Below are 15,543 nucleotides of genomic sequence, written 5' to 3'. Positions count from 1 at the left end.
CAAGCTTGACCACAATCTTCGCTTCCGGTTCTGGTCCAGGCTCGGGAGCTTGGCCTGTGCCGCCTCCAGTCGTTTTAGGACGCTGCGGGCCTGGTGCATCGGGCGGCAACGGCTCCCCGTCCCATTCCGGGTCGTTGAAATGCTCATAAGCCTTCACAAAATCATAGACTGTGAAAAAGTCCTTGCCCTCAAAGGTCCGTGTTCCCCTGCCGACAATCTGCTTGAACTCAATCATCGACTTCACGGGGCGCATCAGAACGATATTGCGCACGTTTCGCGCATCCACTCCGGTCGATAGCTTTTGCGAGGTCGTCAGGATCGTTGGAATGCTGCGCTCATTGTCCTGAAATTCCCGCAGATGCTGTTCCCCCAGCGCCCCATCATTGGCAGTCACCCGCTCACAATAATGCGGATCGTCGATGTCTTTGATCTGGTTAATGTAGTCCCGCACAGCAGCGGCGTGGTTTTGCGTCGCGCAGAACACTAGTGTTTTCTGACGTGGATTGATCTGATCCATAAACTCGTGAATGCGGCTTTGCTCGCGCTCCGGGATCACAATCTTCGCGTTGATCTCATCCTCGGTATAGACGTGATCCGGATCAATCTCCCCGCTGACCACCTCATCATCCGGATCAAATACATAGGTATCAATCGTGCTGGCCATCTGGCGCACTTTGAACGGGGTTAAGAAACCATCGTCGATCCCATCGCGCAGCGCGTAGGTATAAACCGGCTCGCCAAAGTAAGAATATGTATCGGCGTTGGTCTTGCGCTTTGGCGTCGCGGTCAGGCCAAGCTGCACCGCCGGTTCAAAATACTCCAGGATACCGCGCCACGTGCTTTCATCTTTGGCCCCGCCCCTGTGGCATTCATCAATGATGATAAAGTCAAAGAAATCAGGTTCATATTCGCGAAAGTTAAACTCCTCATCGCCGGATTTATTTTCGGTCATGAAGGTCTGAAAGATCGTGAAAAACACCGACGCATTGCGCGGCATCTTGCCTTTTTTGCTGATCTCTTTCGGATTGATACGGCTGAGCGCATCCTGCTCGAACGCCGAGAAAGAGTTATACGCTTGATCGGCCAGAATGTTGCGATCCGCGAGAAACAGAATGCGCGGGCGTCGAGTTGGTTCGCCTGACAGGCTCCAACGAGATTGGAACAGCTTCCATGCGATCTGAAAAGCGATGGACGTTTTGCCGGTGCCCGTCGCCAGCGTCAGCAAAATGCGTCGCTCGCCCTCAGACATGGCTTCCAGCACCGCGTTGACCGCAGCGGCCTGGTAGTAACGCGGCTGCCACTTGCCGCCATCGGTCTCAAACGGCACTTGCCCAAAGCGATCTCGCCACGCATTGCCGGTTGGGTAACAGCGGTTCCAAAGCTCGGTTGGTGTGGGCACCGCATCGACATCGCGCTCAACGCCGGTGTGCCGGTCGATTTCATAGTAACTGATACCATTGGTGCAATAAGCAAAGCGCGCGTCAATGCGCGTGGCATAGTCCAGCGCCTGCCCCCGCCCCTCGGTATAGGGCAGCGCGGCTTTCTTGGCCTCCATCACGGCCAGCACATGGCCATTCATGCGCAGAACATAATCGGCGGGTTTAGGGGCATTCAGCCCGCCACCAGACATGATGCGACCAGGCCAAAGCATTTCTTCGCGGCTGACTCGTGCGCCTTCAGTCTTGTTCGGACCAGACCAACCCTGCGATGCCAGAGAAGGATCGATGCGATCTGCGCGGGTGTCTGCTTCGGTTTCCTGACTAATACTCATGTCCAATTCTTCCGCTTGTTGCCCAAACGGTATGTGCCAATTCCAACGCCCAAGACTGGTTGCGGTTCGAACGCCTCGCCTTTCAAGTGAGCCCGATACTCAGCAGCGGAAGTCACCGCTTCTTCTGGTTCGAATCCCAACTTCCTCAATTCCGCTTTTGACGCATCAATTTCCGCACTTAGTTTGCTAGCCCGTTGTTTTAGTTTTCTTGACGAAGTTTCGCGACCAACCAATAGGCGATCAATCGCGGTTTGAGCGTCCAAAATTCGGAATGCCAAAGACCGACCATTTGAAATTCTAGTCGCCTGTTGCCTGCCTCGCTTGTTGCGCTGCGCCCGAGAGGCAGGCCTTTTCTTGCCCGAAGGTTGGTCCCGATCAATCATGAGGCGAGCTTAGCCCTATGTCAGCTCCCCCGCAAAGGCCTTTTGCAAGAGCGATTGCCGCAGGTCTGCGATGTCTTGGAGTTTAGCTTGGTAAATCCCTTCTAGAGATAGTGTTTTTTCTCTAGCTTCTTGAAACAAGGCTGCAACGGTTCGCTGTGTTGCAATGTCAGGCAAAAACACCGGCAGCTCTTTGATCAATCCCATGTTGAGCCCGTCCATAACAGAACCCGATGCGTTTGCATTCAGGTAAGTCAAGGAGGCTTCACTATGCAGAAAATACGCATGCAAGTACTCTGGTATGCACTTGGCATGATCTAGAGAAATGCAACACAAATGCTTCGTATTTATCGCCACCGGAATATCATCAGGGACAACTGCGCAGCGCCCACAGGTCCCCATTATCGTGATTATAACATCACCTGGTTTAACCGTGTACCTTTTGAGCGCCTCATACTTTTCAGGCGAAATAAATCGGCTTTTTCCCCATCGGAACTCATTCTTGACTGCATTGTCGATCCCAAGGACTGCGATGCCCTCCTGAGTAAACTCGCTGTGTAACAACTGGCTACCAAATGGACCCGTACGAATGGAGCCCTTTTGGGGCAAAGCGATTTCAGCGACCGTAATGGGCTTCGTATTTTCCTCAGCCTCGATTTTTTTGAATGCAGACGCAAGCCGGCGTTCAAACAACTCCCGCGCGTTTTGGAGGTTGGTTTCTGCGTTCTCTTTGGCGCGGGTCAGCCCCTCAAACGCCGCATCCAAAACCGCCACAATCCGCTTTTGCTCTTCGAAGGGGGGGATTATGACAGGTTGAACTTTAAGCTTTGCCTTATTGAGCGTCTTACCCTTCAATTTTTCGTCATTCGCAGCCGCAGCATCCCAATCGTAAAAGGAGAAATACCAAAATAAGTATTCGCGGTTAATTTGTCGTGCATCCAAATCATGGATGGCAACGATTGCTTCGTTGGTCCGCAAATCTCGGCTAGTAATAGCCACTCGCCCCAAACTAAGCTTGAAGCTCAAAACAAGAGTGCCTTCCGGTACTAACTTCATCTTTCCAGTTGCAAGATCGCTTACATATTCTTTGCTGTCGCCAATACATTTACCCTTGATCGCAGTCATGTCCGCGATAGACAACCACACGTTTGTTGTCGCTCTGTCACTGTCCCAAAACAACGGATTTTTTCGCTGCGGAGTGCTTCCTAGCTCCAACCGGCAAATGTCACCAAGCCTCTTAACTTCCCACCCCGCCTTCACAGCATTCCCCTGATCTGCGCCAGTATCTCGGCTGTCTCGGTATCCCGCGCCAGCATGTCGTCGATGATCTCCGCAGGCGCGCGCAGCGGGGCTTCCTCTGGTGCAAAGGGGTTTTTGACCGACATATCCATGGTCGCGTCGTCAATGTCGCTGCGCATCACCGTCCAGCTTTTGGCGCTATCGGCCCCGGTCTTTTGCAGCTCCACGAACTCGGCTAGTTCATCATCGCGCAAGGGCGCTGATTTCCCCAAGGACCGTTCCGGATCAAGCGCGTAATACCACGTCTTTTGCGTCTTGCGGCCCTTTTCAAAGAACAGCACCACGGTTTTCACCCCCGCGCCCTGAAACACCTTGGCGGGACAGTCCAGCACTGTATGCAGGTTGCAGGTTTCCAACAATTCACGGCGCAGCGCGGCGGCATCGCCATTGCTGAGGAATGTGTTCTTGATCACCACAGCCGCCCGTCCGCCAGCCTTCAGCTTGCGAATGAAATGCTGCATGAACAGATAGGCCATCTCACCCGATTTGATCGGAAAGTTCTGCTGCACCTCGGCCCGCTCGCCCGAGCCAAACGGCGGATTGGCAAGGATCACGTCGTGACGGTCTTTCTCCTGAATATCCATGACGTTTTCGTTGAGCGTATTGGTGCGCCGGATATTGGGGGCGGTGATGCCATGCAGGATCATGTTCATGATGGCGATGATATAGGCGAGCGATTTCTTTTCCTGACCATAGAAGGTCTTGGTCTGGAGCGTGTTGAAATCGGTGGCCGAAATGTCCGGCGTCAGCATCTGTTCATAGGCTTCGCACAAAAAGCCAGCCGAGCCGCAGGCCCCGTCATAGATGGTCTCGCCGATCTTGGGGTCCGTGACCTTGATCATCGCGCGGATCAACGGGCGTGGCGTGTAGTATTCCCCGCCATTGCGCCCCGCATTGCCCATGCGTTTGATGCGGCTTTCATAGAGGTCGGACAGTTCGTGCTTGGCCTCTTGGGTGCCAAACTCCAACCCATCCACGATGTCCAACACGTCACGCAACGAATAGCCGGAGCGGAATTTGTTGGTCAGTTCAGAAAAGATCTCGCCGATCTTATATTCGATGGTGTCGGGGCTGGTCGCGTTCTCGCGGTATTTCTTGAGCGTCGGGAACAGTTCGGTGTTCACGAATGTGATCAGGTCTTCGCCGGTGAGGACATCTTTGCGGTCGCTGCCATCGTCGTTTTTGCCCGAGGCCCACGTTTTCCAACGCATAGCCGTGGGCAAAGTTGGCGCATACTCCCTGCCCTCCAGCTCGGCTTCGTCCTGGCGTTCTTGCTCAATGTCGTCGAGGTATTTCAGGAACAAAATCCATGAGGTCTGCTCCGCATAGTCCAGCTCAGACGCCAGCCCATCTTCGTTGCGGAGTTCTTTGTCGATGCTGTTGAAGGCGTTTTCAAACACGGGCGGTCCTTTGATTTTTTTGCCAAGCTATGATGTGGAAGCGCGAGAAACAACGCCTGTCAGCCACTTCTCGCCGCTTTAATCAACACAGCCTGACGTTCAATATCGACGGGGCAATAGGCACTTATGGTTGTGACGACGTTGGAGTGGCCGATGTTCTGAGAAAAGGCCTTGAAGGCCTCGCGGGTTGGATAGGTGGTGTCGGCCCATTTCACCAGTGTTTTGCGAAACGCATGGGGCGTAAAGGGCGGCAAATCGGCCCGCTGAAAGGCCTCCTTGATCACCGCGCGAATAGCATTGGCATTCTTGTAGGTTTCACGCTTGAAGCCCACCACCTTGAACTCGCCATCAACAGGTTTGACCTCTGGTGGTGGAAACAACGGATCGTCCGGCCCGAACAGCTTGTCCCGTTTCAGATAACTCACCCACTGATCAAAACACACCTGATACGCGGCATCGACAGGCAGGAAATAGGTGGTGAAAGTCTTGGCGTTCTTTGTCCTGACTTCGCGCGCATCCTGATAAACACAGCCGTCGATCATGTTGATATGCTTGAGCCGCAAGGAAGCAACTGCCCCGTCACGTGCGCCGGTGAGCATCAGAAACGCAAACAGAGCCTTGTTGCGCAGTTCAACGTCTGTGGCTTCCGGCATGTAGTTGAAGGCGTGGCGGGCCATCTCCATGGAAGGATAAGGCGTTTCTCGTGTGGCCCTCGCCACCCGCTGGCCTTTGGCATCCATGTTGAAGTAATCCGCATCAGAATGACGTATGCGGCTTTTGTAGCCGGGTTGATCTGCCAGCCAAAAAATGAACGCCTTGTTTGCCGCAAGCACCGAAGCTATTGTCGATTTTGACAGGGGCTTACCAGTTGCCTTGCTGATTTCCGCATTGATACGGTCGTGAAACTTGATCGCCTGCTCAATGTGGAAGCGTTTGAAGTCCGCATAGTTCGTGCTGGCCTCAAATCTCAAAATTGCTTCCGCCGCTTTCAGAACGGTGCCTGCATCCTTCCGCTTAGCAGTCTTGAGATATTGCAGGTAACGGCGTTTGGTTCGCTCATTTTCCTCGTTGAATTTCCTCATGGGGTTCCTCCTTAGAGATTGTGAAAGTTTGAAGGGGTGCAGGCGGTGTCACTTAGGGTTCGCTGTCTGCCTTGTTTGACAACCGGAACCGTTGAGCGAATTCCCCAAGCCGCGACTTAGAAATCATGCGGGTGCAAGTGCAGCCGCATCTGGTGCAAGCCCCTTTCAGAAGGACCGTACGATTTTGCATCGGCCAAACTGTTGCAGCCATCCCAACAGGCAGGCGGGCACCGCCACACCCCGAACAGAAAAATTCATCCGGCCCAAGCGGACGCTTAGCAGCCTTGTACTTTGCCCGAAGATAGGTACGGATTGCCTCTCCAGAAATCAGGGTAGGCTTGCGGGAACTCATGACAGGGAGGCCGTCTTTGATCCAACTGCGAATGGTCGCGGGCGATTTGCCCAAAGCTGCCGCAGCCTCATTGATGTCGTATGTGAGTGCCGCCTTAACCGCCATCGGATTGGCGCGCTTACCCATCCTCCCGATCCTCAAAGAGTGCCCGAATGTGTTCAACCTTCCAAACGGTTGTACGCGGGCCAAGCTTTTGCGGTTGCGGAAAACGTCCATCTTTGACGCCTTGCCACCATGTTGATTTGGAAACAGGGATCGGGCCAGCTGGGGCCAAAATTTGTGAGAGCCGGACAAAACCCGTCCTAGGGAAGTCGAAGTTATCCATATCAGATAGACCTTGTTTAATTACGTCTATCTAGATGTTTGAGTGGAATTCCTGATAGGTGAAGGGACTTGGAAAACGAGTTCCAGAATAGCAATTTTTGCCGAATTTTCTATGGGCCAAATTGAGGGCTATTCCTTAAAGGATTAGACTCTAATCGATTTTCCATGGCTCCTCAAAGAACTCAGAGGACGCATAGAGGTGCTTTCGAATCGTGTCGCTGGTGATTTGGATTTCGTTGCGCTGCGCGATTTCCAACAGTTCCTTTGGGATACTGCTCCGCTTCGATTTGGGGTCAAATCCATAACCGTCTATTGCCATCACACAGATCATTTTTAACAGGCTGTCACGTTCCCTTGTGTCCAATGGATTATTTGACATCCGCTTGGCCGGTCGATGAATTTTGGTCAGTTCGCGAAGAAACCCTTGCTCCACTTCCAGATCAACACGGTCAACAAAATCTAAGAAGTGTTCCGGAAGTACCAATGCGTCCTTGTGTCCTCGTGGGTTAAACTGGCGGCTAAACAAAGCGGAGCGATCTGCTATGAAATCCAAAACTTCTAGTCCCGTTAAGTTAGTCGTACGAAACTCTTTTATCATGTCTGCCACTTCGGCCCGCCGTGGATCAGCACCGACCGACAACAACAAGATTTCGTCCAACGCGAACCTTGGCATTTTCGGCCAATAGGCTAAATCCGTCACGAAATCCGGGTGCCCCAACCCGGCTGAAAACCAACTGGGAATGGATCGTGTCAACGCGTTAATTTCGCTATTAAACAACGTACTCCAGCTCTTCATAGAATTGATGGGAGTTTCTCTGACTGCGAAGTTTAGATCGAATCCCAACTGCAACTCTTCAAGACTTAACTCCTGAAGGCGTTCTTTCAGACGAAAGTGAATGTTTTGAACTTCGTCGGTGTACTGTTTGAACGCATCTGGAAAAAATGGCCCAACGGTTTTGACAACTTGAGGCTCTTTCCAATCATAAATCTTTCCCATTTTACGGGCGATTATTTGCTCGATGTTTCGTTCCCGCAAATCTTTGCTCGGAGTGTTCATTCATTTTCTCAAATTGGACGACAAAACACTAAACTGCGCTTATCTCGTCCAAAAATCCAGCCCACCATTGTGCCAACTCGACACGTTCTTCCCAATAGAGCCCCCGATTGTAAGCCTTGCGCACTTCATTGCGCTCGACGTGTGCAAGCGCCGCTTCAATTGCGTCAGGGTTCCATCGCCCGCTTTCATTCGCCAGTGTGGAAAAGCTTGCTCGAAACCCATGCGCGGTCATTTCATCACCGGAATAACCCATGCGGCGCAATGCAGCGTTCAAGGTGTTGTCTGACATAGGGCGATGCCACGAACGCAACGAAGGAAATAGATACTCAGCCTCGCCTGAAATCTCACGCAGCTCCAACAAAAGCTCAACGGCTTGCGTTGGCAAGGGCACATTGTGATCGCAGCGCATCTTCATTTTGGCCGCAGGGATCGACCAAATCTTGGTTTCAAAATCGATCTCTCGCCATTTCGCCTGCCGGATTTCGCCCGGCCTTTGAGCCAACAAAGCTAACAGTTGCAGCGCAATTCGCGTAGTGGCTTGTCCATCAAAGCCATCGATGGCAGTCAGAAGCGCCCCAAGTTTCACTGGATCAGTGATCGCCGCGCGGTGTTTCCGGTTTGGACGTATCAGCGCATCTTTGAGCGCATAGGTGGGATCTGTTTCGGCAATTCCGCTCGCAACGGCAAACCGAAAGACGGACCCAATCCGTGCGCGCAGCCGGTGAGCTGTCTCATAGTTCCCCTTGGCCTCGACTTTGCGCAGACATGTCAGGATCATAGGCGCAGTGATTTCCGTTATGGGTTTACGGCCAAAATCCGCGTTCGCGAGTTTCAAATGATAAATCGTTTTGTCGAGTGTGGCTTGGGTTTTGCCTTCCTTGCGCTGCTTCTCTAGAAACGAACCCCCGATCTTGGCGAACGTATGGCTTTGCGCTTCCCGAGTTTCGCGTTTTGCCTCCTGCTTCGCTTCGGACGGATCAGTGCCTTGAGCAATTTTGGCGCGGGCCTCCTGTTTAAGCTTTCGTGCCTGTGACAAAGAGATGGCAGGATACGCACCAAGCGACAGTTTTTTCTCTTTTCCATGCAGCCGATATTTAACGTTCCAAAGTTTGGAACCGGCAGGCGTCACGAGAAGATAAAGCCCCTCGAAATCCGAAACCTTATATGGCTTTTCTCTGGGCTTGAGATTTCGAATCTGAACGTCGCTAAGTGGCATCTGGGGGCCTCGCCTTTTCATCAAAGTCGCGAAGCCCCCAAAAAGCCCCCCAATCTGGGGGCATCTCACCAAACGCCATAGGACAACACTGGACAAAGAACATCGCCAAAACCCCTATATCACAGGGACTTCTGGATGTCTTCGGACGTCAGTGAATTGGAAAGTGGTGCCCCCACACGGACTCGAACCGCGGACCTACTGATTACAAATCAGTTGCTCTACCAGCTGAGCTATAGGGGCACTGGAGCCTCATTTAAGGCAGTCTTTCGGAACCTGCAAGAGACTTTTTTAGCGATTTGCACGGGCCAGCAATCCAACTGCAACCAAGCCAACCAAAACAATCATAATAGCGCCAGGGCTGGCGTCTGACAGGTTTTCCAGACTGGCCTGCTCATGCACGCGCGTGGCCAATGTATCAAAGTTGAACGGGCGCAAAAGCATGGTCGCTGGCAGCTCTTTGACACAGTCCACAAAGACCAAAAGCAACGCTGACCCAATCGAAGCCCGCACCAATGGCAGGTAAACTTCACGCAAAACTTGCCCCTTAGAGCGCCCCAAAGATCGGGCCGCCATCGGCAGGCTGGGTGGAACGCGGCCCATGGCCCCATCTGCTGCACCTTGGGCGATGGCAAAGAATCGAACACAGTAGGCCAGAATCAGCGCGAAGGAAGACCCGGTCAGCAACAGCCCCGTTGGAGAACCTGTGAGCACTTCGATCAAATCAGCCAGCTTGTGGTCCAGCACGGCCAAAGGGATCAATATCCCCACTGCCAACACTGCACCTGGGGCCGCGTAGCCAATTGTGGTGATAGGCAACAGCAACCTTGGCAAACTGCGGCCGGACAGGCGCACGCCATAAACCATGAACACCCCCGCCACCACAGTGACAACCGCCGCGATACCGCACACCCGCAAAGTGTTCCAAAGCGCTGTCAGCAACGCCGGATCACGCCATTGATCCAGGCTGCCAGCGGCGTTATGCGCAATCACCGAAAACGGCATCACAAAGCCAATCAGAAACGGCATCACACAGGCCAGCATCGCCAACCAACCCCAAACTCCGGAGAGCTGCGTGCGTTCAGCGGGACGGTTGCGGTTGCTCAGGCTGAAAAATTGCACCTTGCGGCGGCTGACTTTTTCCATTGTCACCAAAAAAATCACCAACATCAGTACCACGCTAGAAATTTGTGCCGCGCCCCCGGCGTTGTTACTTTCCAGCCAGACGCTAAAAATGCCGGTGGTGAGTGTTTGCACCGCAAAATAGTCCACGGTGCCAAAGTCATTCACCGTTTCCATCATCACAATGGCTGTGCCTGCGGCAATTGCCGGGCGCGCCATTGGCAGGCCCACGCGCCAAAACCTGGCCACTGGCCCCGCCCCAAGTGAACGTGCCACCTCTTCGCCTGCGCCGGATTGCTCGCGGAACGCGGCGCGCGCAAGAATATAGACATAAGGAAACATGGCGGCTGACAGTACAAGAATCGCCGCCCCCATAGAGCGGATTTCCGGGAACCAGTAATCCCGGCTGGTTTGCCAACCAAACAACTCGCGCAAGCCAGTTTGCACGGGTCCGGCGTACTCCAAAAAATCTACCAGGGCATATGCGCCGACGTAGGCAGGAATGGCCAGTGGCAACAATAACGCCCACTGAATCCAGCGCACGCCAGGGAATCGATACCGGGTCACAAGCCAGGCGGTTGTGGCCCCCATTGAGGCGGCCAATATGCCCACTGATGCCATCAAAACCAACGTATTGCGCATATACCGCGGCAAGGTCGTGGACAACAAATGGGGCCAGATGTTTTCAACCGGGTGAAACGCGATCCAGACTACCGCCAAAATGGGTGCCAGAACGGTCACCGCCACCAACAGAGACCCAAACGACCACGGATCAAATGTCAGAAGCCTTTTCAGCGCCTTAGCTGTAGAAGTTCGCGTGGAGGGCGGTGTTGTCACATGTGATTGCACAGGGGATTCCTTTATCGCGCCCTTGTGTTGCCTGAATCTGGTTTTACTGTCCAGAAACGAGGCTATACTTGATCCAGCACAATCCAACAACGAAAAGAACATGCAGATTGTACTTCACGCAGGCGCGCACTTCACTGACGAGGGAAAACTTCTCGGCAGTTTGACCCAGAATCAGGAACTGCTGGCGCAGCACGGCATCGCCTTGCCGCCACCGTCGACTTACCGTCGCCAAATTCGCGACACGTTGGGGCAGATGTCCAACGCGGCCATGGCCACCGACTATAAGGGTGCGATCATGAGCGGCATGATTGGCACCACCCAACCGGACCGAATGATCCTGTCCAATGACAATTTTTTTGGTGTGCCGCGCCGCGCCATCCGCCACAACTGCCTGTTTCCTGGCGCCGGTGACCGCCTGCGTGGTGTGTCCGCGCTGCTTTACGGCGAGGAGATGGAAATCTTCATGGCGATCCGCAACCCTGCGACATTTGTCCCGGCACTGGTGGCAGCCTCGCCCAATCACACAATCGAAGAGGTCACAGACAATTGCGACCCGCTGGCGCTGCGCTGGTCTGAGCTGATCCTACGCATTCGCGACGCGGTTCCAGACATGCCGGTCACCGTGTGGTGCAACGAAGACACCCCGATTATTTGGGAAGAAATCATGCGGGACATGGCTGGGTTTGATCCGGTCACTGAGGTGGCTGGCGGCACCGATTTGTTGCGCACAATCATGAGCGACGAAGGCATGGCCCGACTGGAGGCCTTTTTGGCAGATCATCCGGGAGCAACCGAGATTCAGAAGCGGCGCATCTATGCCGCCTTTTTGGATAAATTTGGCATCGAAGATGAAATCGAAGAAGAGCTCGACTTGCCCGGTTGGACCAACGCCATGGTGGACCAGATGACACAATCTTATGACGAAGACGTCTACCGCATCGAGCGAATTCCCGGCGTGACGGTCTTAACCCCCTGACCAAAACGAAAGCGGCCCCCGAACCGGGAGCCGCCTCACAAATCTGACACGCGGATGTCTTAAGACATGCCAAGCGCGGATTTATACATATCAATCACCGCTTCTTGCTCGGCAATATCATTGGGATCTTGCTTGCGCTCGCGGATTATTGTGCGGATCGCCTTCACGTCAAAGCCACGGCCTTTCATTTCGGCAAAGACTTCTTTGATCTGTTCAGCCACTTCACTTTTCTCAAGTTCCAAACGCTCGACGCGCTCGATGAACTGCTTCAGTTCCTGACCGGTGACGCCGAATTGCGCGTCCGAAGATGTACCTTCGCTCATGTCTGACCTCTTGTTGTGCCAATTTTGCGCGCCGCCGTGGCGCCAATGTCAAAGCAGGTATAGACCGTAAAGAGACGCGCCATGCAAGGGCCGCAAACCCATTTCCTGTGATCTGTGCCAAATGCCGCGTGTGGCCTGCCTTGCACGCTGCGCCGCAATCCGATAGCTGCCAAACCATGGATTGGGCGCGCGACAGGTTGCGCCCGCAAAAGAGGAAGTCCGCGATGCAATGGATGATTTGGGTGGGTGCCCTTCTGTCGGTGGTTGGCCTTGTCGGGCTGGTTCTGTCGATCGTGAAAGTTGCCAAAGCGCGCCGCGCGGGCCTGTCAGACGAAGAGCTGCGCGTTGCGGTTCAAAAAGTGGTGCCGCTGAACATGGGCGCGCTGTTTCTGTCGGTCATCGGCCTGATGGTGGTGATGGTTGGGATTTCCCTGTCTTAAGCCTTAGCCGTTTAACGCGCCAAACCCACGCCCGTTTTTGATCAATGTGTCAAAAAGTGGCTCTGGTTTCCAAAACACATCGCCATGCTCCGCCATTTGTCGGATGTGACTGCGTATGGAGACCAAGCCATAATCGTCACTTGCCTGCATCGGCCCACCCCGCCAGCGCGGGAAGCCGAAGCCGTGGATCATCGCCACGTCAATGTCAGAGGGCTTGGACGCGACGCCCATGCGCAGCAGTCGGGCACCAGCATTAGCCATTGCCGCAAGGCAGGTCTTCTCAATGTCGCTGTCACGTACGCCCACTTGGGCCACTGGTTTTGGGTGTTCTTCCAACGCAGCCTGTAAAATACGCAACGCGTCTGCATCGGCAGCGCCAAAGGGATGCTCCTGCGAATATTGATACCAGCCGCGTTGCGCCCCGCGCCCTTCACGCCCCATGCGGTAGAGCACCGTGCTGACCCCGGCCTGCGCGGTGCGCAACCCCGGCGCATTAAGCCCTAAGGCATCGGCAATCTGAAACGGTCCCAGTGTGAAGCCCCACTTATGCATCATCCGGTCGATTTCATAAGGATCCGCTCCAAGCCGCAGCAAGTCTTCGGCTGCGCGAATACAGGCGCCAAGCACGTTTTGCCCAATCAATCCACTGTAGCTTTTTGCGCGCACGGGGAGGAAACCAAGAGCGCTCAGCACTGTAAACAACGTCGCAACTGCCTCTGGTCCTGTGCTTTTCCCCACCGCCACTTCCGCTCCGGATGTGCGCAGATGTAGGTTTGGCACGTAGACCCCCACCACATCCTCCGGGCTGCCTGTGGCCTGCGCCACCGGCCCAATCTGCGCCGCTGCATCATGCACGGCAAGCACGGCACCCTCTTTGATGATGCCATCCAGCTGTGCCGCGATCTGTCGCGAAATCTCGCGCCCCTGCCCCACAGCCTCAATCACCAAATCCGCCCGAGACAGCGCCACAAGGTCGGCCTCAGATCTCAGGTGAGCCAACATCTCCCGTGACGCCCTATCTTCCAAACGGCCACTGGCGACCATGCGCTGCATCGCCGCCTCAATTCGCCGCTGCGCCAGCGCCAAAGCGGCGGGCACCTGCGCAGTCAGCACCACCGTCAGCCCATGCTGTAGAGCCGCCAAGGCCAAATCCGCCCCAACGCGATCCGCACCCACCACCACGCCCAGCGTTTTTACCAAACGCGCAGCGGCCTGATGCAACTCTGGCAACCGGGTCGCGCGTCGTTCCGCCAGCGCCACATGGCGCAGCGCCTGACTTTGATCCGATGTCACCAGCTCCTCAAACCGCTCGCGCTCAAATTCCAACCCAACTTCAAATGGCAACAAAGGTGCGGCACGCACAGCTTCAACAATGGCCAGCGCCGCATCCTGCCCGCGTGGCTCGATACGTTTTTCCCATTTAGCGACGCTTGCCTGAAACGCCTGAAAGTCTGCTATTCCGCCGGTTGCCTCAGATGTCGGGCGTGCCGGTTTGTATTTCGCAATACAGGTTAGGGCAAAAACAATCGCCGCTTCGCGCAAATCGTCCTCTGCAATCTCATCCACCATGCCGGCAACGGCGGCAGCGGTGATCGGCATCATCACACCGGACAGCAGGATGTTGAGCGCCGTGTCGGCCCCCAAAAGACGCGGTGCACGCTGTGTGCCACCCGCGCCCGGCATCACGCCAAGCGCCACTTCAGGCATCGCCACCTGGGCGCTGCTCAGTGCAACCCGGTAATGACAGGCCCAAGCCAGTTCCAATCCGCCGCCCATGACCGCCCCGGACAACCCAGCCACAACCGGTTTTCCCGCGGCCTCAATTGCAGAGCAAAGCTCGGACAAATTGGGATGTGCGATGGGTTTTCCGAGTTCGGAGTAGTCACGCCCAGCAGAAAACTCTGCCCCGGCGCCCAACAGAACAATGGCCCCCACCATCTTATCCTCAAGCGCCGCTTGCAGCGCATCAAAAACTGCCACCCGCAATTCTGCAGTCAGTGCATTTGTGGGGGGATGGTTCATCGACAGAACCGCAACCCCGCCTTCAACCGTATATTCAAGCAACTGCGTCATGCTTTTACCCTGACAAACCTTGGCGCAAGCCATTGTGTTTTCAGAGTTTACCCGCCCGGCTCAATCACGCAAGTCCAGTTATCCACAGGCAGGCGCAGGTCGGCACATGTGTCACACTGGCTTTGTGTCAAACCGGCATGTTGTCAAAACTGTCTTCGATCTCTTGATCCAACAGGTCAAGATCCAACCGACGTAACCGTGACGGCACGCGGCCGCCGCTCTGCTCGATATTCATCAATGTTCGGTGCAATTGTTGATGCAATTCATAGCGGTCCATTTCGTCCGCTTTGTGAATTTTAATCTCCAACGCTTCCGCGCGACTCAAAAGGTGTTCGACAGTCATGTAACGTCCTCCCAAACGCAAATTCCCAAATTTAACGGCCCGGCACTCTCTAGCCCGCGGCGCAAGTACGACACAAAGGGGCGTCGGGCACCAACTCAAGGCGAGCTGCTGCGATCTCTTCCCCACACTTTACACAGGAACCATATTCCCCTCTACGCAACCGCACCAAGGCAGCCTGAATCCGGCGGATTTCCTCCTGCCCGTTGGTGCCAAGTCCTTCGAGCACTTCATCACCCTCATGCTCCACAGCCGCCTCCTCCCAATCTTTGGAGTGCGGCACATCCAACTCTGCCTCAATGGCGTGCAGGCGTTTGTCCAACTCTGACAAACGTTTAAGCAGGGCTGATTTGTATTTTCTATGGTCTGTCATTGGTGCCTCCATCGCTGGGCCAACCGTAATTTTGTGCAATTTCAAAACCCGCACGTAACTTGACAGCGGGGGCCTAAATGCGCCTTGATTCACATCAAGAACCGCCCAAAAATGCGCCGCTTCGCATTTGTTTTTACCAGTTTGCGACACCGCACCTTGATACATATGC

15 protein-coding genes and 1 tRNA gene are annotated in these 15,543 nt (G+C 54.5%); 2 read left to right on the top strand and 14 right to left on the bottom strand.

The genetic code is table 11. The annotated features are described in order from the left end of the window. From hsdR to QZ517_RS10875, 10 genes are all read right to left on the bottom strand, one after another. Nucleotides 1-1,771 (bottom strand): EcoAI/FtnUII family type I restriction enzme subunit R (gene hsdR, locus QZ517_RS10915; RefSeq protein WP_294226565.1); only part of this gene is annotated, 1,771 nt, incomplete at its 3' end. 398 nt (nucleotides 1,772-2,169) lie between these two features. Then, nucleotides 2,170-3,411 carry a restriction endonuclease subunit S gene (locus QZ517_RS10910; protein ID WP_294226560.1) on the bottom strand — a complete coding sequence of 414 codons (1,242 nt, stop codon included), beginning with the start codon at nucleotides 3,409-3,411 and terminating at the stop codon, nucleotides 2,170-2,172. Continuing rightward, on the bottom strand, nucleotides 3,408-4,850 hold the full coding sequence (locus QZ517_RS10905; protein ID WP_294226557.1) for an N-6 DNA methylase: 1,443 nt from the start codon (nucleotides 4,848-4,850) through the stop codon (nucleotides 3,408-3,410). Before QZ517_RS10905 ends, QZ517_RS10910 begins: the two co-directional genes overlap by 4 nt. 59 nt (nucleotides 4,851-4,909) lie before the next feature. Then, entirely contained in the window at nucleotides 4,910-5,932 is a 1,023-nt protein-coding gene (locus QZ517_RS10900; RefSeq protein ID WP_294226555.1) for a site-specific integrase, read from the bottom strand. Nucleotides 5,933-5,984: 52 nt separating this feature from the next. Then, on the bottom strand, nucleotides 5,985-6,389 hold the full coding sequence (locus QZ517_RS20080) for a helix-turn-helix domain-containing protein (RefSeq protein WP_366766040.1): 405 nt from the start codon (nucleotides 6,387-6,389) through the stop codon (nucleotides 5,985-5,987). A gap of 13 nt (nucleotides 6,390-6,402) precedes the next feature. Continuing rightward, entirely contained in the window at nucleotides 6,403-6,609 is a 207-nt protein-coding gene (locus tag QZ517_RS10895; protein WP_294226553.1) for an AlpA family phage regulatory protein, read from the bottom strand. A 150-nt stretch (nucleotides 6,610-6,759) separates the two neighbouring features. Continuing rightward, the gene (locus QZ517_RS10890; protein WP_294226550.1) at nucleotides 6,760-7,665 is read right to left on the bottom strand and encodes a hypothetical protein; all 906 of its coding nucleotides are present in this window, start codon (nucleotides 7,663-7,665) and stop codon (nucleotides 6,760-6,762) included. Nucleotides 7,666-7,693: 28 nt separating this feature from the next. Next, complete coding sequence (locus QZ517_RS10885; protein WP_294226546.1) at nucleotides 7,694-8,881, bottom strand: integrase arm-type DNA-binding domain-containing protein; 1,188 nt, start codon at nucleotides 8,879-8,881, stop codon at nucleotides 7,694-7,696. A 164-nt stretch (nucleotides 8,882-9,045) separates the two neighbouring features. Then, nucleotides 9,046-9,121, bottom strand: a tRNA-Thr gene (locus QZ517_RS10880). Between the two features lie 48 nt (nucleotides 9,122-9,169). Next, nucleotides 9,170-10,795: an iron ABC transporter permease gene (locus QZ517_RS10875; RefSeq protein ID WP_294226570.1), complete on the bottom strand. Its 1,626-nt coding sequence runs from the start codon at nucleotides 10,793-10,795 to the stop codon at nucleotides 9,170-9,172. Nucleotides 10,796-10,949: 154 nt separating this feature from the next. On the opposite strand from QZ517_RS10875, the gene QZ517_RS10870 reads away from it, so the two are divergent. Next, nucleotides 10,950-11,825 (top strand): hypothetical protein, encoded by an 876-nt coding sequence (locus tag QZ517_RS10870; protein WP_294226543.1) that lies wholly within the window; start codon nucleotides 10,950-10,952, stop codon nucleotides 11,823-11,825. A gap of 59 nt (nucleotides 11,826-11,884) precedes the next feature. Here the strand turns inward: QZ517_RS10870 and QZ517_RS10865 are convergent, their stop codons facing one another. Continuing rightward, nucleotides 11,885-12,148, bottom strand: a complete 264-nt coding sequence (locus QZ517_RS10865; protein ID WP_294226540.1) for a DUF2312 domain-containing protein — start codon at nucleotides 12,146-12,148, stop codon at nucleotides 11,885-11,887. A gap of 224 nt (nucleotides 12,149-12,372) precedes the next feature. Here QZ517_RS10865 and QZ517_RS10860 point away from each other — a divergent pair, with 224 nt between their 5' ends. After that, on the top strand, nucleotides 12,373-12,588 hold the full coding sequence (locus QZ517_RS10860) for a hypothetical protein (protein ID WP_283428006.1): 216 nt from the start codon (nucleotides 12,373-12,375) through the stop codon (nucleotides 12,586-12,588). 3 nt (nucleotides 12,589-12,591) lie between these two features. On the opposite strand, the gene QZ517_RS10855 is transcribed toward QZ517_RS10860, so the two are convergent. The 3 genes from QZ517_RS10855 to QZ517_RS10845 form a co-directional block, all read right to left on the bottom strand. Then, a complete protein-coding gene (locus QZ517_RS10855; RefSeq protein WP_294226531.1) occupies nucleotides 12,592-14,661 on the bottom strand; it encodes an enoyl-CoA hydratase-related protein in 2,070 nt (689 codons plus the stop codon). A 127-nt stretch (nucleotides 14,662-14,788) separates the two neighbouring features. Continuing rightward, nucleotides 14,789-15,004 (bottom strand): hypothetical protein, encoded by a 216-nt coding sequence (locus tag QZ517_RS10850; RefSeq protein ID WP_294226527.1) that lies wholly within the window; start codon nucleotides 15,002-15,004, stop codon nucleotides 14,789-14,791. Nucleotides 15,005-15,053: 49 nt separating this feature from the next. After that, complete coding sequence (locus QZ517_RS10845) at nucleotides 15,054-15,374, bottom strand: TraR/DksA C4-type zinc finger protein (RefSeq protein WP_294226524.1); 321 nt, start codon at nucleotides 15,372-15,374, stop codon at nucleotides 15,054-15,056. Nucleotides 15,375-15,543: the final 169 nt, after the last annotated feature.

This window comes from uncultured Shimia sp., assembly GCF_913054185.1.
GTDB lineage: Bacteria > Pseudomonadota > Alphaproteobacteria > Rhodobacterales > Rhodobacteraceae > Shimia.
Note: the sequence above shows the minus strand (reverse complement) of the source record. Positions and strands in the feature narration are given on the sequence as shown.